This is a genomic window from Spiroplasma sp. SV19, assembly GCF_030060925.1.
Taxonomy (GTDB): Bacteria; Bacillota_I; Bacilli_A; order Mycoplasmatales; family Mycoplasmataceae; genus Spiroplasma.
In genome coordinates, this window is the sequence record NZ_CP045455.1 from 1,028,684 (window position 1) to 1,054,199 (window position 25,516).

General features: G+C 27.5%; 17 protein-coding genes and 1 other RNA gene. 15 read left to right on the top strand and 3 right to left on the bottom strand.

Annotated elements, in window-relative coordinates:
• Positions 1 to 63 precede the first annotated feature (63 nt).
• The 5 genes from E7Y35_RS05015 to E7Y35_RS05035 all read left to right on the top strand — a co-directional run bounded on the left by E7Y35_RS05015 (position 64) and on the right by E7Y35_RS05035 (position 10,905).
• Positions 64 to 2,391, top strand: coding sequence for a lipoprotein (locus tag E7Y35_RS05015; protein ID WP_283271898.1), 2,328 nt, complete (start codon positions 64 to 66; stop codon positions 2,389 to 2,391).
• A gap of 35 nt (positions 2,392 to 2,426) precedes the next feature.
• Positions 2,427 to 6,668 (top strand): ABC transporter permease, encoded by a 4,242-nt coding sequence (locus E7Y35_RS05020; RefSeq protein ID WP_283271899.1) that lies wholly within the window; start codon positions 2,427 to 2,429, stop codon positions 6,666 to 6,668.
• A 153-nt stretch (positions 6,669 to 6,821) separates the two neighbouring features.
• Positions 6,822 to 7,205 carry a hypothetical protein gene (locus tag E7Y35_RS05025; RefSeq protein ID WP_283271900.1) on the top strand — a complete coding sequence of 128 codons (384 nt, stop codon included), beginning with the start codon at positions 6,822 to 6,824 and terminating at the stop codon, positions 7,203 to 7,205.
• 91 nt (positions 7,206 to 7,296) lie between these two features.
• Positions 7,297 to 8,934: a lipoprotein gene (locus E7Y35_RS05030; RefSeq protein ID WP_283271901.1), complete on the top strand. Its 1,638-nt coding sequence runs from the start codon at positions 7,297 to 7,299 to the stop codon at positions 8,932 to 8,934.
• Between the two features lie 333 nt (positions 8,935 to 9,267).
• Complete coding sequence (locus E7Y35_RS05035; RefSeq protein WP_283271902.1) at positions 9,268 to 10,905, top strand: lipoprotein; 1,638 nt, start codon at positions 9,268 to 9,270, stop codon at positions 10,903 to 10,905.
• 295 nt (positions 10,906 to 11,200) lie between these two features.
• On the opposite strand, the gene E7Y35_RS05040 is transcribed toward E7Y35_RS05035, so the two are convergent.
• Positions 11,201 to 11,575, bottom strand: coding sequence for a DDE-type integrase/transposase/recombinase (locus E7Y35_RS05040; protein ID WP_283271903.1), 375 nt, complete (start codon positions 11,573 to 11,575; stop codon positions 11,201 to 11,203).
• A gap of 365 nt (positions 11,576 to 11,940) precedes the next feature.
• On the bottom strand, positions 11,941 to 12,342 hold the full coding sequence (locus E7Y35_RS05045; protein ID WP_283271904.1) for a hypothetical protein: 402 nt from the start codon (positions 12,340 to 12,342) through the stop codon (positions 11,941 to 11,943).
• A gap of 307 nt (positions 12,343 to 12,649) precedes the next feature.
• Here E7Y35_RS05045 and E7Y35_RS05050 point away from each other — a divergent pair, with 307 nt between their 5' ends.
• The 10 genes from E7Y35_RS05050 (at position 12,650) to trmB (ending at position 24,795) form a co-directional block, all read left to right on the top strand.
• Positions 12,650 to 12,790 carry a hypothetical protein gene (locus E7Y35_RS05050; protein WP_283271905.1) on the top strand — a complete coding sequence of 47 codons (141 nt, stop codon included), beginning with the start codon at positions 12,650 to 12,652 and terminating at the stop codon, positions 12,788 to 12,790.
• A 248-nt stretch (positions 12,791 to 13,038) separates the two neighbouring features.
• Positions 13,039 to 14,295: a sulfite exporter TauE/SafE family protein gene (locus E7Y35_RS05055; RefSeq protein ID WP_283271906.1), complete on the top strand. Its 1,257-nt coding sequence runs from the start codon at positions 13,039 to 13,041 to the stop codon at positions 14,293 to 14,295.
• On the top strand, positions 14,286 to 15,398 hold the full coding sequence (gene ald / locus E7Y35_RS05060) for an alanine dehydrogenase (RefSeq protein ID WP_283271907.1): 1,113 nt from the start codon (positions 14,286 to 14,288) through the stop codon (positions 15,396 to 15,398). The genes E7Y35_RS05055 and ald overlap by 10 nt, the downstream gene beginning before the upstream one ends.
• A gap of 276 nt (positions 15,399 to 15,674) precedes the next feature.
• Positions 15,675 to 16,826, top strand: coding sequence for a hypothetical protein (locus E7Y35_RS05065; protein WP_283271908.1), 1,152 nt, complete (start codon positions 15,675 to 15,677; stop codon positions 16,824 to 16,826).
• 10 nt (positions 16,827 to 16,836) lie between these two features.
• Positions 16,837 to 19,044, top strand: coding sequence for a DUF4091 domain-containing protein (locus E7Y35_RS05070; protein ID WP_283271909.1), 2,208 nt, complete (start codon positions 16,837 to 16,839; stop codon positions 19,042 to 19,044).
• A gap of 12 nt (positions 19,045 to 19,056) precedes the next feature.
• The gene (locus E7Y35_RS05075) at positions 19,057 to 20,241 is read left to right on the top strand and encodes a hypothetical protein (RefSeq protein ID WP_283271910.1); all 1,185 of its coding nucleotides are present in this window, start codon (positions 19,057 to 19,059) and stop codon (positions 20,239 to 20,241) included.
• 18 nt (positions 20,242 to 20,259) lie between these two features.
• Positions 20,260 to 21,531: a hypothetical protein gene (locus E7Y35_RS05080; protein WP_283271911.1), complete on the top strand. Its 1,272-nt coding sequence runs from the start codon at positions 20,260 to 20,262 to the stop codon at positions 21,529 to 21,531.
• 48 nt (positions 21,532 to 21,579) lie between these two features.
• Positions 21,580 to 22,004: a transfer-messenger RNA gene (ssrA, locus tag E7Y35_RS05085) on the top strand.
• Positions 22,005 to 22,205: 201 nt separating this feature from the next.
• Positions 22,206 to 24,161, top strand: a complete 1,956-nt coding sequence (locus E7Y35_RS05090; RefSeq protein WP_283271912.1) for an EAL domain-containing protein — start codon at positions 22,206 to 22,208, stop codon at positions 24,159 to 24,161.
• Positions 24,145 to 24,795, top strand: coding sequence for a tRNA (guanosine(46)-N7)-methyltransferase TrmB (gene trmB / locus E7Y35_RS05095; protein ID WP_283271913.1), 651 nt, complete (start codon positions 24,145 to 24,147; stop codon positions 24,793 to 24,795). Before E7Y35_RS05090 ends, trmB begins: the two co-directional genes overlap by 17 nt.
• Here the strand turns inward: trmB and E7Y35_RS05100 are convergent.
• Positions 24,761 to 25,363, bottom strand: coding sequence for an IMPACT family protein (locus E7Y35_RS05100; protein WP_283271914.1), 603 nt, complete (start codon positions 25,361 to 25,363; stop codon positions 24,761 to 24,763). The two genes, trmB and E7Y35_RS05100, sit on opposite strands and share 35 nt — an antisense overlap.
• Positions 25,364 to 25,516 lie beyond the last annotated feature (153 nt).

Here is a 25,516-nt window from a genome sequence, read left to right on the forward strand (position 1 = left end):
ATAATTTTTAACAAATTATTATTTTAATCATCATAACAATTTAATAAAAAGGAGTGAATAAAAATGAAAAAATTACTTTCTATTTTAGGAGTAACAGCATTAACAACAACAAGCGTTTTTAGTGTGGCCGCTTGTGCCAAAGGAAAAGCAGGACCAACTGATGGCTATTTTGATAGTGAAATTGATAAGATTGATCCAACAATTAGAAATCAAGTCAAATATACTAGTACGATTGCAAAAATTTTAATTGCATCACGTCATGAAAATATGAATACATATGCTTTTCCAACTTTACAATATTTTTTAAATAATGTCGGAAAAAATTTAAAAGGTACTTTTAAAACAAAAAGTGGAAAAGAAGTTCAAATTAAGGACTATGTTGAAGAATATAAGAAATTAAATAATATTTTTTATAATCCTTGAAAAGCAAGAAGCACAAGCTATCAACCAGAACGGAATAATTATGATTTAATGTCTTCGCTTGTAGCAATGACAAATTTTGCAAAATGAAACACAGAAGAAAATCAGGGGCATCCTACTAAGGATGAAGATCCGACAACTGGTCGTTATCCTGAATTTGAAGTAAATCCAAATTTAGGATGAGCACAATATGATACTGGGGCTTTAGCAAACACTTTATCTCAGAAGTCAGATTCAGTTAAAGCGTATATTCAGAGATCCAAGACATGAAGTAGTTATTATGACTCTTCAACTGGGCCATATGCTTCAAATATTCTATATCATAATTCTTTGAGTAATCCACCAACCACATCTGAGCTTTCATATAAAGATGGAGGAACTGAGACTAAATTTGGAAAAGCGGTTGCAAACCAGTCAAGTTCATTATATGACTTGTTTGGTTTAAAATATTTTGATGAAGCAATTACAATGTTAGGACAATTTGGGCCGGGCCTAGAATTACCAGTTACAGCTTCTTTAGCACAATTATTACCAATTGTTCAAAATAACCGTTATGGTGAAAAAACAGCAGGGATTTTCTTAGCGGCACCTTTTGTTATTTTAGGTACTATTAAAGACAAATTATTTGATTCTAATGGCAAGGTTAAAGATGATAGTCCATTGTTGGAAGTATTTGATCGTGCAACAATTGACAATACTGTTCTTAAAGTTGAAAAAGAAAGTGATGGTGAAGTTGATAGTCCTGATAAAACAATTGAAAATATGAATTTATATAATATTTTATCAAGTCCTGTAATGGCAAAAGCAATGAGTGTTATTACACAACAGCAGCCACAATATTTGGATTTAACAAGTACTAATAAAGACCATAAAAATGCATTTTTAAAATGATATTCAGTGTTAGGCAATTGATTTACAGCTGCTTTAGCAAAAGAAGGTTCAAAATTTGATGTAGAAAAATTTAATACAGTAATGTCAAAAACAATCTATAAGGGTGTTTTAAAATTCCAAACACTAGTGGGGTTATTTGCAGAAGATACTGTTGTTGCTTTAATGCGAACATTATTGCAAATGTTAAATTCAGGTAGTTTTGATATGTTTAACTTATTAAAAGGAGTTGCTGGATTTGCAAACTGGTTTTATACTAGCAATGATCAAGGACATTATAATTTGAATCTTAAGAATGTGCAAAAAATTGATGATGTCTATAATAAAGGTCCGCAAAAAGCTGGTTTTAGTGATGACTTAATGGCTGTTGATCCAAAAAGTGAGTATGCTAAATTTATTTTAGATAATTATGGTTTTAATGAACAAACAAATCAGTATGAATCAGGGTCATTATTTGACATGATTAATATTTGAGCACATGGAGGGAATAACACTTATCCTGAACATGAAGCAATGCATAAATTTATTACTCAAATTTTGGATTCACAAAATGGTTATATTGGGGTATTAACAAATCAAATTAATCAAGCGATGGCTAATGACTGATTTGATAATATCTTCTTAGATCGAAAATGATATATTACAGCATCTGGTAAAGGTGTGGATGGTAAGACATTAGGGGCAGTAATAACTAATGGTCGTGTAACGGGAGTTAGATATCAATTAGACTATTATGGTCCAAAAGATGCTTCAACAAAATTAGCGCGTCACACTAAACCATTGGGATATACTGATCCGGCTTCAGGGAATTCACCTTCATATGTGGAACAAGAAAAGGATGCAACAAAACGTCATAATATTGCGCCAGAAGGACAAACATGAACTGATCAAGACTGAGTTGATTACGACGGGTTAGGAGATAGTTATTTAGAAAATAGCGAAAATATTAAATATAGTTATGTTGTTGAATTTGATAATAAAGCCCGCTTTTTATATAATCCCGGCATTAAAGATGATTTAACAAAAAATTCATATTTACTGAGTGATTTTGCCTGATATTATAACAACACACGCTACTATTAATTAATAGTTACATATAAAGAGGGAGAGGTTAAAAAATGCTGCTATTTTGGCAAACATTAAAGAGTATGTTTAAGCAAAAAGCACAGTTAACTATTTTTATAGTATTAGCTGCTCTTTTGACATTGTTAGCCACTTCATCATGAATTGTTAACACGCGTTTAACTAATGCATATTCATTTATGGGGCAAGGAACTTTTACTTATGATTATTTATTAAAATTTAATGGTAAAAAGAAAACGGGGTCAAATGTTGAAACAATTACACCATGGTTTGCTTTTAGTAATGATTATCATTTGATTACTGATGTTAATGGTAATAAAACAACATTACCTTATGTGCATCTTGGACCAAATGGAGCATTAAAAGCATTAGATGATAAGAATATTGATATTACATTTACTTATAACGCTACAAATAAAGTTAATAGTATTGTCTTTAAAGATTTAGATTCTAATGCTCCTGTTTTTTGAAATAATGGGTTGTATCGTTTTAATTATCAAAGTGAAGCCTTTCAAAAATCATTAATTGGACAACTATATGATCAAAATGGTAATCTTTTTGACCATAATAATCTAAGTTTAATTGAAGGATTTATGAATAATTTTACGCGTAGTGATATTTCACAAAATACAATAAATTTAGTTATTGCTTATTTAAATCAAGAATTTGCGGATCCAAAAAGTGAGGGTGACACAACACTAAAACAAGCAGTTACTGCTTTTGTTAATACGGGAATTAAAAAATGGACTAAGGATGTTGATTTAGGACAAGGTGACCCAGCGGAGATACCTAAAAAAGAGAACATTGAACAAGAACTATTTACTAACGGATTAAATGGTGATTTAAGTTTTTTAGCAAAAGATACTTCACAACCTTTAATTAAAATTAATCTTTATTATTCACCAAGTATTAGTAATAATCTTGATGTTGGATATAATAACAATATTGGGAATGCCGCTTTTAGTGTTAATGATTTTTATAATCAAAATAATAAGAATAGTCTTTTTAAAAATCAACCATATGGACCCTATGGTTTTACAAAATCTTATTATGCTTTGGTTGCCAAAGTTTCTAACTTTTCATACCAATTACGTGAACAATACGAATATTGAGATTTAATTTCTAATCTTAAATACAAAATAATTAATTGACAACCATTGTTAGAACATAATCAATTAAAAATTATGGAACGATATTCATCATTTGATCCAACTAACCCAACTAATGATGTTTATGTTGTTATAACGCCACAATTTGCTCGTAGTCAAAAGTTAAAAGTTGGTGATGCGATTAAGATTGGTGAAAATAACAATCTCTTTGTTGGGGCAATTGGTGGTGATCCCGCTAACATTTATCCAACAATTTATGATACTGATATTTTTCCCAACCCAAAAACGGATGGAATTATTTATGTTTCTGAAAATGTTTATCGAGGGGAAAGTATTATTGCAAATGCCGAGATTGAGGAAAATTCAACTTTATATATTACCCATACAGGAAATGATAAGAGTGCAGATGTCGCAACTTTTAAAAATTATTTAGCAACTGATTTTCGAAGTTTAAATAAACCAGATGATAAAAATGCAGGCTTGCAAAGTCGTGATGCGACAAAATTAGTTTATCTTCGTTATAGTTTACTGAGACAAACAATTAGTATTTATCGAACAATTACCATTGTTTTATCAGCAGTTTTCTTAATTATTTTAATTTTTACTTTAGTAATTTTAATTAAAAAAATTATTAATCAACAAAAAATTGAAAATGGAATTTTAAAAGCAAATGGTTATAGTGGTCTAACAATTGCAAGTTCTTATTTGGCACATGCACTTGTTGTCACGGGCATTGGTGTTCCCCTTGGGTGAATCATTGGTGCTGTTTTACAGTTTCCAATTATGAGTGTTTTCAATAATTATTTTGTCATTCCAACAAATTATTCGTTTTCTTTAATTCCGTTTGCAATTTGTTTTGGAGTAATTGGTTTGGTTAGTAGTTTATCAATTTTAATAACAGCAGTTCGTCAGTTGATTATTAGTCCATTAGATTTATTAAACCCAAATAAAAATGTTAAGACTTCAAAACTAGTGAATTCAATTAGTAATAGTTTTTCATTTAAAAAATTTACAACTAAGTTTCGCTTTGTCATGATGGCGGTATCAACGAAAAAAATTGGTTGGTTCTTTTTAACATTTTTTATTGCTAGTCTTTCCTTAACATTTGCAACCTTAATTCCTACTGCAATCAGTAAGTTTAGTAAAGATTATTATGCTAATTTAAATTATAATAATGAATATAATTATACTAATGTTGTTGGTAACATTCCGTTTAGTCGTTATCAAATGTATGACTGAAATGGACCAGACTATTCTGATAGTTCAGCATATCCACTTGAAAAAAATTCTTTAGTTAGTGATTATTTATATAATGGGAAGTGACTATCAACAACAGCTGACATTAATGCTAATAACGCACATTTGTATGCTCAACAATTAAATAATATGATTATTTTTAATTTTATGGTTGGAAAGGGAGCAAGTTTATCAATTGGGACCTTTTATGATATGTATAATCGTTATGGGCAAAATGTTGATATTCGAAATCAAATAGATACATTGTTATGTTCAACAATGCCACGGGCATTTGGGAAACAACCAGTTAATCCAACCGATCCAAATATTGTTGATCGCTGAACTTATTGTGCACAATATGCAACAAGTGATATTATGCCTGGGAAAATTAGAGCAATGTGATTGAAAAATGAATTAGCAAAAGAACAATTTAATTTCACTTTTGGAACTTCAACTTATAATACTAGAAATGAAGATGTTTATACAGGATATACGGCAAAAATATTAGATTCAAGTTTTGGTCTTTCAACATATGGAATTAATGCAAATAATAAGACAATTGTTTTTCCTAATCAAAAAATTAAAAATGTATTAAATGATAGTAAAGATTTAAATATTAAATCTGATACAATTCCAATGGTTGTGAATAAAGCTGCTCAAATTAGATATAATTTAGAAACAAATAAGATAATTAATACAACAACTAATGTTAAACAATTACAATATTGTGAAAATGGAAACGATTGTGCTGTTCCTACAACAACTTGATCATATGAACTTCCAAGTGGTTTTGTTGATGATAATATTAATCCCTTTACGCTTGATTTAACAAAATTAACAATTGGGAAACAAAACCGGTTTGGTTTTACAGGTAAAAATGGGACAGTGCAAGATTATTATAATATTAAAAATTTTGTGCTAAAGTTACCAGTAAATGCTTTTAAACCAGGTGAATTTATGAATACAACAACTTCAGCAACAACGGGACGAACTTTGCCAGGATTATTAGACCCTAATCCGGCTCAGAAGGACCAACAAGTAGTAAAACAAGTTGGAAATTATTATGTGATTCATCCATTTGATAATAAATTTGATAAAGAGATTAATGGAATTGGTGATTTGACGAGTGGCTTTCCAACTAATTGATATCGCGAAGCATTGCGTCAGGGCTTGTTAAAAATTGGGACAACAACTAAAAATGTTAAATATCAAATCATTGGCGTTCAAAATTCTTATGATAAACCACGAGCATATGTTAACCAAATTTTAGCTAATAAGATTCTTGGCTTTGACACAAATAGTAGCCAAATGTATGATAAGAAAGATACTAATCCGTTATTATGGTTTAATGGTAAATTTAGTAAATATCCAGATCAAGTTGACCAAACAACACGCTTTAATCTTTCTTCACTTGATGGTTCTTACTCAATGATTGACTTTATGAATGGTCAGTTAATTGGTGGCGTTGGTGACACTGATTATTTAATTATTAAAGCTCAAGTTATTCAAAAACTTGCTTGAATTTCAAGTATTTTATCGGTTATCTTTGTTGTAATTACAACTATTACCGCGGTTATTATTGTCTATATTATGACAGAATCCTTTGTTAATACCTTCTTGAAATTTATTGCGGTAATGAAAGCGTTAGGTTATTCAAACCGGGAAATTAATAGTTTGACATTAGGAATTTTTACTCCTTTCGCTTTCTTGGCATGAATTTTAGGTGTTGCAATTATGTGATTAATATTATGGTTGGGAGTTTATGGCTTTACTTCAATTGCCAAAGTAATTATTCCGTTTGGTTTCCCATGACTAGCATTGCCAATTACCTTTGTTTTAATGGGGGCAATTTATTTAGTTACTTATTGGATTTCAACTTATAAAATTAACCATATGAGTATTCAAGAGCAAGTTAATGCTAATGAAGTATAAATCTAAGATTTTCTTAGATTTTTTATTTTGTCATTTTTTAAGCTTGTTTTTATAACAATTGTTTTTAATTTTTATAGAAAGAGTTCTTTTTACTTGTTTTTTTAAAAATAATTGTTATAAATAATAACAAATAGTAAAAAAGGGAAAAGACTAATGAAAAACAAATTATTTAAAGGGTATTCAATTTTATATTTTATTTTAATTGTTATTTATATTATTTATAATGCGACTATTCTTGATGATAATTTAGCAATTAATAATCATTTTTATTATTCATCAGTTGTAATGTTCCTTTTTCTTTATTGCCTTAAAACTAAAATTGAACTTTTTACATATCTTAAAAAAAGAACAGAACAAATTAAAGTCTTTTTCTTTCAATGTCTAATAATTAGAGAACAATTAGCGTTAGTAATTATTTTAAATATTTTTTTATCAAAGATTTCTAAATTTCGAATTGAACTATTATCTACTAATTTTCGTAATTCGAAGTATATTAGTCAATTTAAAAAAGGACATGTACCACCAGAGTTTAAATAATAAAATTTAAAATTTACGAAACAATAATTGATATTGCACCGCCAATAATTTTTTGAATTAAGTAAAAATATTTCAAAAAAGGAGAAACAAAATGAAAAAACTATTAAGTATTTTGGGGGCAATAACATTAGTTGGAGCTGTTACGCCAAATGTTATATCATGTCACAATAAAAAAGCTGTTAATAATGATAATACTGGTACTGTTAAAGATTTAGAAGTATTAAATGAAATTCAAGCAAAAGCAACTAAAAAAATTACTGAGAAATTAAAAACAAAAATGTATGTTGATAGTTTGAAAAATAATTTAGGTAAAATTTTCACAAAAGTAAATGATACTAACCAAACTTACCGCTTAAAATTAACTAGTGGTGATGATAGTCAATTAGGTGCTTATTTTATTAATGATTTTAAAAATGTTTTTGACAATGTTAATCATGACTTACAAAATGAATATTCAAATTATTTTACTGACAAAATGCCATTAACATTAGATGATGATCGGAATGAAATTAATGTTACTTTTATTGATGTAACTGCTTTAAAAAAGAAATTTCCAGTTGATATTAATCCCGAGCCCTTTGCGGCGGTTAGAGTCGATTATAAAGCATCAATTCATTTAGAATTTAAAAACTTATTTCTAAGTTTTGAATTAGCAACGATTTATAATGTCACAGAAAATGCTACTGCTTTAAAAGCTATTTCAGATAATACAACCGCTTTCTTATTAAAAAATGTTAAAGAGTACTTTGCAAAATTAGAAACTGTTAATTTTAGTGAAAACGAAATTTTTAAGTCATTATATGATAAAGGAATATGAGATTTTTCACAAAGCAGTAATGAATTAAATGAAACTTTAAAAAACTCATTTAAAGAGTATCTTGGCAGCAAAAAAGAATTTAAAGACATTGAAATAACTTACAATGCCGTTGATTTAATGACAAAATCAGCGGAGGGAGATTTAAATAGCAAAAATAAAGGATATGATGGCATAACAAACAACTATAAGCAAAAGGACTTAACATTATCTAAATGAATTGGGCCAAAAACAGATGGATGAGAAGATATAGGGGCGATTAGTACTAATGATTTTGTTAAATTTTATCGAAACAATATTGGAACTGCCTTTATGGGAGATAATTCAACCGATTTAAGTTTAGGCTCATTCACCATCAATTGAAATTATATTAATATTTATGGAATGGGTTTATCAGGTAATGTTAAAAGTACCGACGGAGAAGATTTAATTGTCACTTTAAATCTTTCCCAAGCAGCAGTTGATAAGAAACTATCAAATTGAGGAAAAATAATTATTACATTTATTAAATATTATGGTGGTAAAACTATTAATGGTCCAAAAAACATTTTTGGTATTACTGACCAACTTTATAAAGAAATATCGCGAAAAAACCAAAAAAATGGATTAAGAGATGTTACTAAACTTTTAGTTGAAAATTTCAGAGAGTCTGATGATGCAAAAGATTTAGAAGATCTTGATTTATTTAATTTTATTGTTCATCCCCAAACACCCCAGAAATATCAAGGGATTACCATTAACCGACGTTTATTTTGAGACAGTTTAGGAGAAAAACCATGAGCCGTTTTATTCACATTTGGTGAAGATTTTAATACGGGCTTATATTATTCAATTGCATCAACGGATGGTAAATATACTGGTCGTCCAGCTGATGGGATTGTTTTTGGAGTTGAATTAAAAACAAATAAAAAATAACATTTTAGAATAAAAATTATCAGGTGTAATGTTGTTATTGCAATTATTAACTTGAAGTTATTTTAAATTACAAATAAAAATAATATTTAAGATTTAAATTTTAAATAAATTAAAACAAAAACTAATGAAAAATAAAAATATATATGTTGAGAGCTATAAAAATACTGTTATAAAATTATAAAACACATTCTAAATTAGACTTAAATAATAAAAAAGTTTTAGAAAGAATCAGTATTAAATTACTGTTTTTTTACTATTAATAAAATTTTAAACAAAATAATTGTAAACTTTAATTTTGAAAATAGAGTTTATGATTTTGAAAGGAGAAAATAAATGAAGAAACTATTAAGTATTTTGGGAGCTGTAACCTTAGTTGGGACTGCTGTACCAAATGTTATTTCATGTCATAATAAAAAAATAACCAATAACAATGAACTTAATACAAAAGATCTTGAAGTTTTTAATGAAATTCAAATAGAAGCTACTAAAAGAATTAATCAAAAGATTAAGAACAATGCTTATGTTGACAGTTCAAAAAATAATTTATCAAAAATCTATTCCAAAGTAAACAAAGGAGATACTGAACCTTATCAATTAAAACTAAGCAATCCAGAGGACAATAAATTAGCGACTTATTTTATCGATAATTTTAAAAGAGCTTTTGACGGTGTTAATCGGGACTTACAAAATGAATATTCAAATTATTTTGTTAATGAAATGCCATTAACATTAGATGAAGAAAGAAATGTTGTAAAAGTAACTTTCATTGATGTTGAAAACTTACGTGATAAATTTCCAGCTGATGTTAAACCAGAATTGTTTTCAGCAGTGCGTGTTGATTATAAAGCGACAATTCAATTAAAATTTAAACAAATGTATGCTAGTTTTGAAGTATCAAGTATTTATAATGTTGCAGAAAATGTTTCAGCATTACAAGTTTTTTCAGACAAAGCTGTTAGTTTTTTAATTAAAAATATTAAAGACTATTTTAATGAATTAGAAAGCACTAATTTTAGTGAAAATGAAATCTTTAAACCATTATATGAAAAGATAAATTGAGATTTTTCTAAAAATACTGTTGCTTTAAATGATACATTAAAAAATGCTGTTAAAAACTATATTGCAAGTAAAAAAGAATTTAAAGATATTACAATAAGCTATAATGCTGTTGACTTACTTGAACAAGACCAAAAAGGGGATTTAACCTTTGAAAATAAGGGATATGATGGTTTATCAACATCTAGAGATCCAAAAGAGTTAACATTATCAAATTGAATTAAAGAGAAAGGACCAGAATGAAAGGACCTTGATGATATAACAGCAAGTGATTTCACTAATTTTTATAAAACTAGAGTTGCTTCAGTCTTTAATGTTGATGATAATATTGATTTAGTTTTAGGAACATTTAAAGTTAAATTAAATTATTTTAACATTTATGGTTTAGGTTTAACTGGGACAGTAAAAAACAAAGATAATGAAGATGTTACAATTACTTTAAACTTATCATGTTCAGCAATTGATAAAAAATTAACAAATTGAGGGAAAATAATTATTGCCTTTATAAAATATCTAAATGGGGCGTCAATTAATAGAAACGCAGTTAATTTTGGAATACCAAAAGAAATATATAGTAAAATGTGAACAAGAAACCAAAAAAATGGTCTAAAAGATGTTGCAAAATTGTTAGTTGAAAGTTTTAAAGCAACTGATGAAGTAAAAGATTTAGAGGACCTTGAGTCATTTAATTTGAGATCACACCCTTTATTTGAAAAGGTTAAAGGTGAATCTATTGCTAATGATAGTAGCGTCTTATCTTGAAATAATCAAACACTAGAATGTTGAGCAATTTTATTTACCTTTGGCGAAGATTTAGACACTGGATTATTTTATTCGTTTGCTTCCAGACAACAAAATGCTGAAATTGGAACAGAGAACACTGGTGTTAATTTGAGAATGTTTAGAAAAGTTTAATTTAAAAGTTAAACTTTTTTATTTTGCTTACTAAATCTTTTTTTGTCTAAATAAATTACTTTCCGTTTAAAAAATAAATAATAAAGATAAGAAGGATTTTTATTATGAAAGAATTGATTCAAAATGGGGTAATAGTTCAATGTTATTAATGATAAAATAATTGTGACAAGGGAGTGTACCCATTAAATAGGACAAAATTTTATTTATTTTATTTTCTTAATGATACCCTAGTTGTATTATAAAATTCAATATATTTTTTAATAATAATTATGTCTTTTATTTTATTTTGGGTATTCTAATTATTATAGAAGGTTTCACACTTTAATCTAGCATGGAAACTTTCTTGCACAGCATTATCAACTGGAGTAGTTATTGCTGAGTAACTTATTCTAAATTTATATTTTCTACAGAATTCGATGTACTCTGTAGCAGTATAAATTGAGACTTGATCTGAATGAATTATTAATTTCTTCAGATCTTTTTTATTTGAAACTGTTGCTATCGCTTTTAATAAAGTGTTTATTAATACTGAAGTTGTCATTGAATCTGAGATTGTATAAGCAATTACTTTTCTTGTTGCTAAATCAATGAATGAAATTAAATTAGATTTTTCAGTATGCTTATGTTTAATGACAGTTACATCAGTACTTCATACTTGATTTGGTTTCAATTGTTTAAATTTACGTTTTAGTAAATTCTTTTTGTTTATTTGGCTTAATAATTTTTTAATATGACGGGAACGATTTTTTCAGTAGAAAGGTATAATCCCGTGTTCTTTAAAGATTCGTTGAAGACGTTTTTTATTAACCGCGAGATTGAATTTCTTAAATAGGTAAATTTTTCATCTTCTTATTCCAAAGGAGCTAAGAAATTTGTTATTAAGTTTTTCATTTTGAATAAGGGTAATAATTCCTTCATCGGCTTTTATTAATGAATTTTTTGCTTGTAAATAACGATAATAATTTGACCGTGTAATTTCAATAGCCTCACATAATAAATTAATTGAAAAGTATTTTGTATGGTCTTTAATAAATTTTATTTTTTCTTTTGTTGTGACCGGATGAAGGTTTGATACTTTTTTAAGATTTGATTTTTTGCTTCAAGTTTCTGTATTTGTTTTTTTAAATCTAAATTAATTTTCTTATTTGTTTTTAATTGAGTGTTTTTTGCAAGCAGTTGCTTTTGTTTCATCTTTAGACTACGCAAATGATTTAGTGATAATTGTAAGATAGTTTTTACTGTCTTATTAGACACATTTTCATCTTGTAAGTAATCTGTTTGTTTTGAATGACTAATTCATGTTGCTAATGTACCAATTGGAATCGAATATTTTATTGATATTAACTTGTATGAATAATGATTAAGATAGAAATTTTGTATAATTTGATTTTTTAAGTCTTGATCATATTTATTAAATTTTTGTCCTTTTTGTGCCATTGTGTAAACTCCTCTTAAATAGTATTTTATCTTTTTTTCTGTCCTCATTTAAGGGTACATATCCCCCAAAACGGGTGCAGTGATATATACTGAAAAAAGCAATTTCTATTGCTTTTTTTTTTTTTTTTTTTTTTTTTAAATAAAATTAAAATAGGAAAAACTTAACACTGAGTAAAAATAAATACTGGCGGTTTATAAAACAATAATATTAATATTATTTTAGTTTAAAAAGATGGAAGTGATTATATCGTATAGTGTAATAACGAGTATTAAACTAAACAATCCAAAGACAGAATGTGAGAAAATAATGAATGAAGATTTAAATAATGTTAGATATCAAATTTTAAAATATGAAAATGATTTAGATAAATTTGTTAGTGATTTATATTATTTTAGTAACTTATTGGAAACACTTAAAAAGATTTTAAGAATCATTTATCAGATTTAGCTATTTTAAAGAAGAAAATCACGTTAAAAGAATATCAAACTAATTTAAAAATATTAAAAACTTTGTATAAAACAAAGATAATTGAATTAAAAAAAGATGTCATTAAAATAGGTGATTTATGTACAAACACTTTTGATAAAAACAGCACTTTTAAAAAAGAATATAAGCTAGTACTTAAACAAGAACTTATTAAATTGAATATTGAAATCAGAGTGTTAAATAAAACTGTAAATTTAAAAGATACGACAATGTTAGAAAAATTAAAAATTGAAAAACAAAAAATAAAAAAGACAGTTAATACTAAAACATTGTTCTGATTAAGTGGCATTAGTTTGCCGTTAATTATTATTGGGGCATTATTAATTAACTACCTAATATATTTTCCAAAAACAAGAAATCAAAGTTTTGATTCAACAAAACAAGAATATTTGATTGCTTTTATCATTGTTTTAATAACTTTATTAATTATTATAGGTTATTTTATTTTAATGTTAAAAGTTGTTAAAAAAATTTATATGGATCGAGAAAAAAATATTTTTAAAATAACTGCAATTGGTTTTGTTGGATCTTTTTTAGATACAATTGGTGTTGGAAGTTTTGCTGTTGCAACAGCAGGATTAAAGGTGGGCAAAGTTGTTAAGAATGATTCGTTATTACCAGGAACATTAAATATTGGCTTAGGAATCCCAAATTTAATTGCTGGAACAGTTTTTGTTGCGGCAATTAATGTTTCTGTTTTAACATTAGTATTATTGGTAATTGCTGCAATTTTCGGGAGTTTTATTGGGATGAACTTAGTGAAAAGAATTAGTGCTAAACATATTAGTTTAACAATGGCACTTGTTTTAACAATTGTTGGAATTTTAATGATTTTAACACAATTGGATCTTTTACCAAGTGGTAATAAAACTGCTTTAACAGGATGACAGTTTGCGCTTGCCTTTGTTTTATTTGCAATTTATGGTGGTTTACAAGCATTTGGGATAGGATTATATGCGCCCGCTTTAGCAACAATTGCCTTATTAGGAATGGATATTAAAGTTGCATTTCCAATTATGACATTAGCCTCAGGCTCAGCCTTTCCAATTGCTGCATATTCTTATTATAAAAATAATAAATACCAACCAAAAACAGGTTTTGGTTTGATGCTGGGTGGTTCTCTTGGCGTAGTTCTAGCTTTTTTAACAGTTTTTGTTGGAATTGAAGTTGGCTTAAATGTTAAACCAGATGTTTTTACTAGTTATTTAAAATGGTTAGCAATCATCGTTGTTTTTTATGTAGCTGTAATGTTATTATTATCTTATCTAAAAATTAGAAAAAAACCAGATGTCAATAAAATAATGACAAGAAGCAAAATATTTTTGCTTGAAAATTATGACAAATGAAATCAAACTTTAGTTAAGCATCTTGATGATTATTTAGTGTCATTTTATAGTAAAAAACAATTTTATAATGATTTAATTAACAATACTTTAGGAAAGGAAGATAGAAAAAAATGAAAATAGGAATTCCAAAAGAAATTAAAGCGCAAGAAAATCGCGTTGGGGTAACCCCAAGTGGTGTCATTGAATTAGTAAAACATAACCATAATGTTTATGTGGAAACAAATGCTGGTCTTGGCAGTGGTTTTAGTGATGAAGATTATCAAAAAGCCGGAGCAATTATTTTAGATAATCCTGCTGAAATTTGAGCAAAGGAAATGGTCATTAAAGTAAAAGAACCATTGGAAAGTGAATATAAATATTTTTATGAAGGGCAAATTATTTTTACGTATTTCCATTTGGCTTCAAATAAAACATTGACCAAAGCTTTACTTAATGCAAAAGTTACGGCAATTGCGTATGAAACAATTCAACTTGAAGATAAATCGTTGCCACTGTTAAGACCAATGAGTGAAGTCGCTGGAAGATTAGCAGTTATTAATGCAACGCATTTTATGTTTAAAACAAATGGAGGTACTGGATTATTAATGAATGGAACACCGGGAACAGAACGAGCAAAAGTTACTGTCATTGGTGGGGGAGTAGCTGGCACTGCTGCTGCCGATATGGCAGCAAGCATTGATTGTGATGTTACACTAATTGAATTTAATGAAAATAGAATTCGTGAATTATACCATTTATTTGGCAATAAAGTACATATTTTAAAATCTAATCATGCAAATATTGAAAAAGCAGTGTTGAATAGTGAAGTTGTTATATCAACGGTTCTAATTCCGGGTGCTTCAGCACCAAAGTTAGTTACTGAGGCAATGGTTAAAAAGATGAAGAAAAACAGTATTATTATTGATGTTGCTATTGACCAAGGTGGAAGTGTTGAAACAGTTACGAAAGCAACGACTCATAATGATCCAATTTTTATTATGCATGATGTAATTCATTATTCAGTTGCAAATATGCCAGGTGCAGTACCAAGAACAAGTACAATTGCTTTAACAAATGCAACAATTCAATATGCCTTAGTAATTGCTAATATTGATTTTAAAACATTATGTAAAACACAGACAGCAATTAGAAAAGGGGTTCAAACATTTAATGGTAATCTTGTTGTTGCTCCGGTTGCTGAAGCACATAACTTGGATTATGTGGATGTTTTATCAGTTTGTTAAATTATTAGGATAAAAAATTTTTATAATAAAAATAATTGAAGTTTGTTTCAATTATTTTTATTTTTAAATTAAACTTTAATATTTTAGTTTTTATTTATTAATAGGAAAGTTGAATTTTTTGTAAAATTAATAATTATTTTCTTAAGTGTGTAAAAATTATTTCTAAAAATTAAGGTGACAGTAATGAAGAGCTGGGACTAGTTGATTTTTTTTTACTATAATTTATTTTAGACTTAAAAGTTATAAGTACAAAAGGAAAAAACGGAGATAGTTAATTTGAAGAAAATATTTTGCTTATTAGCAGTTATTTTCCCTATAGTTACGGGTTTTAGTTTAGCTTCTGCTAATTTATGATGACAAGAAACAAAGAATTTAGCTTTATTGTTAAAACCAGCTTCAATTATGACAAATAACAAATGGGGATTAAATAGTTTACGTGGGTATGATGATGGTTTAATGCCGTCAATTCGCAGTAATGTTATGATAGGTTTACAAAATAACTTAGGAACAGCAGTTGTAAAAAATTTAAATGTTGAAATTTATTATGGTCACGTTGATGATAATAATTTTTATAATGCAAAAGCAATTGATTTTAATGATTTTACTAATACTAATTATATTTTTTGATTTACTGTGGGAATTTTTGCAACAGAGAAAAGTGCTTTTACTGGTCACAAATTTTTAGAATTTGATTATCGTCCAACTTGGGATTTTGCTGATAGTAAATTTGTTAAATTTGACAATTCAAGTGGAACAATTGATAGTGTTGCAAAACTTGTTACTAATTGAAATAAATTATTAAATAATAAAATAGTTCTTGATAATTTTAATTATCAATTTCAAAAAATGGATTTAGATATTACTGCGGGAATGGAATTACAACCAGGACAAATGGTCCTTAATCAGGACGTCAGTTTTTTTATGAATCTAAGCGATGCTTTTGCTCCTGAGCAAAATGATTTGCTAACAATAACCCCGGCGTTATTTAAGTATATTCCTGAACGTTTGTTAACATCATTATTTAAAATTTCAAACCAACCTTTTACGATGCAAACAGCGCCAGTTATTAAAATTAAAAGTAAAGATTTTAAAGATCATAATTTTGACTATGCAATTCTAAATAACGATGTTACTTTGGAAATTAAATTAAATAGTTTATATGTTGACATGAAGCAATTTGTTGTTAATGCTATGCAAGATATTTACAACTATGCTTTTTCCATTGATGCTTTTGAATTGCAATTCCGTAAAAATGGTTATTCTGATCCTATTTTATTGGATGGTGACACAAATTTAGGTGATTTATATACTTTTACTACGCCAGATGGTGGTAAAAAGCATTGAGTTTGATTAGAATTAATTAATGCGAAAGATACTTCGCTTGACTTAAGTGCTTTGCCAGGAGTCCATTTAGGATTTAAGGTATAGGGGGAGTAAAATGATGCGACAGTTATCATTTAAAAAAATTATTCAAATTTTATTAGTTATTGTTTTAATTCCACCATTTGTTATGGTGGTAATTAGTTGTAGTCGTTTAGGAACAAACGATTCTGGTGGTGGTAGTAATGGTCAATACGATAACCAGTTTAATTTTCAATATGGTTGTGGTAATAATAAAAATATGTTTCCAGATGATAATTCTTATTTTCATACTTTTTTTGGTGATTCAAAATTTACATATAGTGCTTACAACGAAGATAAAAATGGCAATCCGATTTTTTATGGGAACCGCCAGGATGTTTTAAAATGTAGTAATGATAATCCAATGTTAACATCTTGAAAAAATCAACATCTTAATGCCCAATTGATTTTATTGAACAAAGAAGAACTGACGATGTATCATGATTTAGAAGTATCTATTACTAACGATAATAATGATTCAAATATTGTTAGTGATGCAGTTTTTTTAACTTATATTAAAGCTTTCCCAAATGCAGCAAGTTCTGATCGTTATATTTACCCTGGTGTGCAATATATGCCAGATGCTTTAGGCGAAAAAACTCTTGCAGAAATGCAATATGATGTTCAACCAATTTGAATTAGTATTTTTGTTGGATCAAAAGCTAAAACGGGAACTCAAAACTTTACCGTAAAACTTACTTTTACTTTTGATAAACAAGTAAAAAAGCAAATTGAGCGCAAGTTTAGTGTTAATATTAAAAATTATTTGTTAGAAACTGATGATTCTAATAAACCATTAAGTGAACGATTTGGATTTAGTGCTACTTCGTTTCCTTCTAATGGGATGAAATATATTGATACTGGAAATAATTTAAGGCAAAAGAATTTGGATGCAAACAAAACCTCAGTAGCAGACAAGGAAGGTCCTTTTGACAATAATTTACCATGATATTTATCAGCAACAATGCGCCCATATTTGCTAGCGCATTTAAAAGCTTTGAAAGAGTCAAATACATTTTATTTATATGGTCCTGGTTGAAATTATCAATTAATTCAATGAGCAGGAAAATTAAATAAACCAGGTTGAACGGACCAACAGTACGAAGATTATATTAAAAGTAGTGATTTAAATGTGGTATTTAATGATCCCGCTTGAGAGTGAGAATTTGATTTTAATGCTTTTGATGAATATTTAAAGGTGGCAGCCCAATTGGGATATACTGAGTTTATGTTTTCTGCCATGGAACCGGGTTCTTTTAGTTTCTTTTATCTTAAAAATGGTGCGCAAAAGGGACCACAACGAGAATTTAAAGCGGAGTTAGTGAATTCAAGTAATGGAATGCCAGGAAAAAATTTTGAAGCATATTTAAATGCTATTCATAGTAAATTTATTAAAGCATTATCAAATCATTGGAATGTTATTCGGAATAAACCAGAATATCTAACACCAAATGGGAAACAAATTAGTTTATATGAATCGTTTGATGAATTAGCTGACAAAACAAATGAGTTAACAATGAAAAATGTTGCTCAAAATGATCCGTATGGGGTTATTAAATCTAGTGTTTTTGCTGGTTGGCGGTTTCGTTATAATCCTTTTGATGAAGATGATATTCAAAATATTTTTTTAAACAAGTATGATCAAATGATTTTACAATACCGAGAAATTGTTGAAAAATTTAATAATATTAATATTTATAAATTACGAAGTAATATTATTCGCCGAAAATCTTTTGGAAATTCAACAATGATTTATACTTCATGAAATAATTTTCCGGCCGCTTATATTCAATCAGATAATAGTGAGCAAGTTTGAGGACCATTAATGGCTTATAAATTAGGTGCGAATGGCTATGTTCGTTGATCATTTGACTTATATCGTGATGATTATTATGCCAAAAAAGAAATGAATGGCCAATTTGAATCAGGGGATGATAATTTAGTGTATGTTGGTAATATTAACGGGCCACGTTATAGTGTTCGTTATAAAAATTATATTGATGGAATGGAAATGGTTCATAAAATGATGAAATTAATGGAGTTGTATCCAGATAAAAAATATGATTTAAATCGTGCTTTAAATGCCATTGGATTTCCAGCATCTACAACAAGAGATAATAATTATAAGTGATATCCAGATCATTTTACTTTAGATGATGTTGTGTTTGAACAACCTGGGTTAAATTATCATAAAACAATTGGAGAACAAGTATATGAATTATTTATGTATGTTAATTCATTATAAAAGGGGAGCTATATGAAGAAACTATTAATGACATTATTGACAGGAAATATTTTATTAACAAGTGTTGGGACAGTAGTAAGTTGTGCAAGTCCATATACTGAGCAACTTGATTTTGATTTAACTAATATTGATGAAACAGTATTTCAAAATTACGATTGAACAGTTGATCAAATGTTAGGTAGCGAACTTGGCGGTTTTCAAACATTACGCAGTACTGTTCTTGAAATTATGCAAAGTAATTTTTATACAATGAATATTTTAAAAGTTAATGTTGATATTTATTATGGTTATCAAGTAAGTCCCAATCAGGATTATTTAATTGATTTTAATGCTGTTCGTAACTTATTACCAATAACTTATTTTTCAATCCATATTACTCCAAATAATCAAGGTAGTTATCTTAATGAAAAATGAATTACGGTTAATACTAATGTTGATTTAAGTCAATTAAGTATTTTTCAAAATGAAACACTATTTTATTCAAATAATCCGGTGCCAATGGATAGTGTTAAGTTAATGGAGGGTTTTGCTCAAAGTATTAATCGAATATTACAAACTGACCAAGGTTACGAAGAAATTGTGACATACTATAGAAGTAAAAAGATGTGAAACGATAATAAACCATTACCAAAAGGTTTCTTTAATTTAGAAATTAATGCTAAACAAGATGAAAGTGCCTATCTAAAATTTGATGCTCCAACTGCAAGGCTAGTTTTTGACCCAACAGTTAAGGATAGTAGTTATAAGGCAATGCTTGATGGTAAAGGTTTTGCCTTTAAACAAGAAACAACATTTTTATCAGTTTGGAATGTCACGATTGAAAGCAATGATTTTAATGCTAATGATTGACGAAATGTTGATTGAAAACCTGTTCCAAATAAAACATATGATGGGACAACAACTGTTCAAGACGTTGTGGCTGATGTTACTAAATATTTAGTTGAATGATCAGCACATGTGCATAATTCCCATTTTATGCAACCACAAGATGTTGAAGTAATTTTAAAAAAAGGAGCGCAAGCAACCGCCAATGATCCTTGACCATCAACAACACAGTTAAAAGACTTATGAAAATCTAGTGCGCACGGTAATTTACCATATGTTTTTGCTTGATTTAAAGATAGTAAGAAAAGTTATATTAAAATTAATAATAAAGTGGGTAGTGCTGGGACCCATGTATCTTTTAAACTAAAATAGGAGGAGAAAAATAGCTTTATGACAGATTTAGTTTCTTTAAAATATTTTATTGTGTTAAATGTTTTATTTTTCTTTTTTGCTAGTAGTTGAGAAGGAATTTATTTAGGCAAACATTTTAAAAATAGAAAAAATAGTGATAAGTTTATTGTTGGTAAGATGTTTTACTTTTTATTAGCTATGATTAATCTTGGGTTACTTTTAAATGTAGTACAATTATTTTGCTTGTTTTTAACATCAAATTTTACTTTTACAACTAATTATTTTCCAACATGAAATTTACTTTCGCGGCAAATTTTTTATGCAATTATCACCGCCTTTAGTATTTTTACTTTTGTCTTTTTCTTTGCAATAACATATTTTTATCAATGAAAAACTGTTATTTATTTTAGTAAGCAAGAAATTAAAAGTATTTTCAATGAATATGATTTATTGGATAATATGGTTCAAGTAATTAACTTTAAGCAAGTTAGTTTGCTACAATTTGCTAAAAAATATTTTATTTATAAAACAAATAGTAAATTTTATCAGCAAATTATAACTTTCTTTAAATGTAATTTTAAGGAAATTAATGAGAAGTTTCAAATTTCAACAGTAAAAATCCTGCGATTAAAACATTATTCTGCAGAAAAAATTAATTTTCTTTTAACAAAAGAGATTATTTTGCAACGAATCTGAACATGGTTATATTTTGAAAAAATTATTAATCTTTTGTTAATTCTTTTTAAATTAACTCGCATCCTGCTAATTTGCTATATTTTCTTGTTGGGTGTTTTTCAATGAAATTCTATGGCTTGATTATTTTATCGTTATGATGGAGTACATTATCTTTTGAACATAAATAATATTGTTTATGTATTAAGCATCATTGTAATTATTCTTTTTGCTATTGAGTTATTATTACAAAATTTATTATGTGCAATAAATTTAATTAATAAAAACTCCTATGAAATTATGATGAATTTATTAAAATTTGTTTTTCTAATTGTTACCCTTGGTTTATTTAGTTATTTTTTTAGTAGTCTGAATGCTTATGTGCAATATTTGAATTTAAAAAATGATGATCCAACAATAAAACCTAGTTTAATTGTTGAGCGACTATTATTTTGATTACAAAAAGATTATTTACAGGGGATGGGCTTTTTCTTATTATTCTCTTTAATTTTTAGTGGATTTGATTTAATTTTTGATTGTTATGCTTTCACTCGTAATAGTTTAGCGCTTAACATTGGCAAAGGTTTTAAACGCGTGGAGCATTTGCGAGAGTTATGCAAGATAAAATGAGATGCATAAAAAGATTTTTATTTATTGTTGACTAATTTAATAGTATAATTAAAGTATGGGGATGTTCTGGTTTCGACAGGAATGATCTACTAGTATCGGCAGTAGTTTGGCAGACTATAATGCTTCTAGGTTTGAAGAAACGCAAACAAAAAACAAAAAGAAGACAAAGTTGAAATTCCAGCATTTATGATGAACAATCAATTTGCTGGTTCAATGCTAGCAGCTTAATTCCTCGTTGTTAGAGGATAGCTAGCCGTAATAATCGTTAATTGTAGGTTATTAACCATTATCGTATCTCAAAACTTAATCTAATAGGAATTCTAATTGATAATGTTAGAATTTTGAAAATATCTATTATCTAGTTATTTAATTAGTTGTCTAGTCCTACTATTAAATAATGAAACAAAGATGATTAGACTAAACTGTAGAAGATATTAGAAAGTTGTTTGTGGACGCGGGTTCAATTCCCGCCATCTCCACCATTTTTTATTTTAAGTACTTTTTAAAATTTATTTTTAAGGTCGTAAATTTTAAAAAGTATTTACAAGGAATGATATAATAAAAAAAGATTTATACATTGTTAAATGAGGTGAAAATAAGTGGGTAATATTTTAAATATTATTTTTGTATATTTATTTTTTATATTTATTTTTGCTTTCATTTATGTTTTTACATGAGGCTTGGTGCGAAATTATTTTGCTCGTTTTGTTATTTATTATCAAGCAGTGATTGGTGGTGTTTTTGCCATTTTAGTTATTATTGCGCAAGGTTTAATTCCGGTTTTTGTTCCCCCAAAAGCGGGTGAAACCAATACGATGATTGTTATTAATATCTTTTTGCCAATAATAGTTTGTTGGATGATTGGTGTTTTTATTTCCTATTTATCAACAATTTTATATACTATTATTATTTTTACCTTTTTATTTGGAATATTACCGTATCTACCTAATAACTATTTTTTACCCTTAGTTGACACATCTAATATTATTATGATTTCAATTCTTTATGGTTTAAGTTTAATTATTATTTTTATTAGTTGATTTTTTAAATGAACAAAATGAACAAGTTGGTCATTATTAGCACTAGCTTCTTTTATCACAACATCGATTATTATTTTAATTCAATCTCGAATTATGGTTGTCTCTGCGAATTTAGTAAAAGAACTTCATGTTTTAGTGTGAATTACGATGAGTTATTTTGCTTATAGTATTTGTGGAATTATTGAATTAATTTATATCCATGCTTTAAAATTACAAAATATTATTGAATATGATCGCAACAGTTATGTTCGTGAAGCATTGGCACATGATGCTATTTATAATGTTATTCATAAAAATAAAATTCGACATGGTATTTACTTTACCTTTATGATTAATAATGTTGAAAAACTAGATCGTTTTTTAAGCAGTAGTATTAAAAATAAAATTATTGATTTAATTTCAAATCAAGTTTTTACTTTATGAAAAGATCAAAATGTCTTATTTTTTAAAGCAAGTTTAAATCATTTTGGAATTTTTGTGCCACTTGATCAAGCCAAAAAACTTAATATTGGCAACATTTTATTGCATAACAAAAGTAAATTACGACCAGAAGCTGACTTATTAAAAGAATTTGAGATTTTGTTAAGCCAAGTTAATACTAGTTTTATTTTAAAAAATTACAAAATAATTGTTAAATTACAAGGATATGCTTCGTTATATGGTTTGCAATCAAATAATTTAGATAAGTTGAAAGAATATAACATTGCTACTGCGGATAACCGTCTTAATATTGAATATTTAAATCAAGTTATTTTTGTTGATCCCGAACATATTAAAGAGTTATCAAATCAAAAGCGGAGTATTTTGGCTTTAAATGAACATACTCAATTAGAAAAAATTGTTAGTTTATATTCACCAATTGTTAATGTTAATAATGATTTTAAATTGGTTTACCATTATAGTAATAATTTAGTAGATGGCGTTGATAGTGATACAATTTTTACTAAAAATATTAATAATTTTGGTGGTCTTGTTCATGAAACAATGTTAGTTCGTTTTAATGCAGCTTTAAATATTAAAAATTTTCGGAAGTTGGATAATTATTTAGAACAAAAGTTATTTATTACTTATCCCGCTAGTTTTATCGCTAGTGAACAATTTAATTTAAAAAAATTTGCCACAAAATTAATTGAATTAAAAATTAAGCCTTCAAATTTGATTTTGACATTTGATTTGATGGAAACTGGTTTTGACCCAGAACAGTTTAAAAAAAATCTAACTGCAATCAAAAACATTGGAATTGAAGTGGCAGTTAAAAATTTTGGGGGAATTGATACGGAATTAAATAGTTTGTATTTTTATGAACCTAATTATGCTATTTTTGCCCCAACTATTATTCGTGAAATGTTTATTCATTTACATTATCAAAACTTAATTAAAGAGTATATTATTTTAGCAAAAAAAATTGATGTTATTTTAATTGCCCCACAAGTTAATAGTTATTTAGGGTATAGTAAATTAAAAGAATTACAAATCGATTATATGTTTGGTTCATTGTTTGGGGTTTATGATGAACCGCAACTTGAAGTTAGCCGTGAGATAAAATTAGCTTTATTAAAGAATAAAATGAAAGGATTACAAAATGAGACTAAGAAATAAACCTTGGGCCCAAGAATATATTGAAAGCAATCCAACTGTTGCCATCCAAAATCCAACAAAATATCAAGGACAATGAGCGAAAACTGTTTTTAAAAACAATCATCCATTAAATATTGAAATCGGAACGGGGAAGGGTGACTTTATTGTTGCATTAGCAAAAAAATATCCAGAACAAAATTTTTTAGCAATTGAGCGCTATGTTTCAGTTTCGGTTTTGGCTTTAAAAAAAATTGTTGCTGCAGATTTAATAAATTTAAAAATTATTACTTTTGATGCTGTTATGTTATTAGATATTTTTGCTCCGCAGGAAATTAATAAGATTTATTTAAATTTTTCTGATCCCTGGCCAAAGGCCCGTCATGAAAAACGCCGGTTAACTAGTAAAAAATTTTTAGAATTTTACCAATTAATTTTACAGCCAAATGGTGAAATTCATTTCAAAACAGATAATGACCAGTTATTTGCTTATTCATTTGAGTCTTTTCAAGCAAATAATTGAAAAATTATTGATTATACGACTGATTTATATCATAGTAAGTATCTTGAAAATAATATTCCAACTGAATATGAGCGTCGCTTTGTTCAACTTGGAGAAAATATTAACTATCTTTGTGCTCAAAAAGCGTCACCTTAATTGCATGGTTGTTTGCTCATAGTCTCAAAGCGGGAATCTCTGTTGTTGCAAGACGAAATGTATAACTAATTGGTGCATTAAAAGTTTTTGTAATTTGAATTATCTGATAATGATAATTTAAATATTCATCAACAATTTTAATTTTACTAATAGGAAATTGCATAGTAATTTCTATAGTTTCTAAATAGGGCACTAATTCCCTATTTTTTAAATTCATCTTAACACTGTTTGCATAAGCACGGATTAACCCGCCTGCACCTAGTTTAATACCACCAAAATAGCGAATAACTAAACAAACAACATTGGTGAGATGATAATGTAATAAAATATCTAAAATTGGTTTTCCGGCCGTATTGGTTGGTTCACCATCATCATATTTTCGGATAATATTTTGATTTTTTCCAATAATATAAGCATAACAATTATGAGTTGCGCTTAATTGCTGATTTGCTTTAATAAAGGCAAGCGCCGCTTTTTCAGAGGTAACTTTTTGGAGCAAACAAATAAAACGTGACTTTTTAATATTTATTTCATTAATAATAGTGCTATTTTCTTTTAACTCTTGCATTTTTTCCCTACTTTATTTTATTAATAATCTATAGTAATTATATCTATTAAATGATTAATATTTTTTTGTTTTAAAAAAGTTTTTGATATAATTAACTTGCAAAAAATGAAAACTAATAATTACTATATTTAGAATAAGTAATAGGAGATAAGC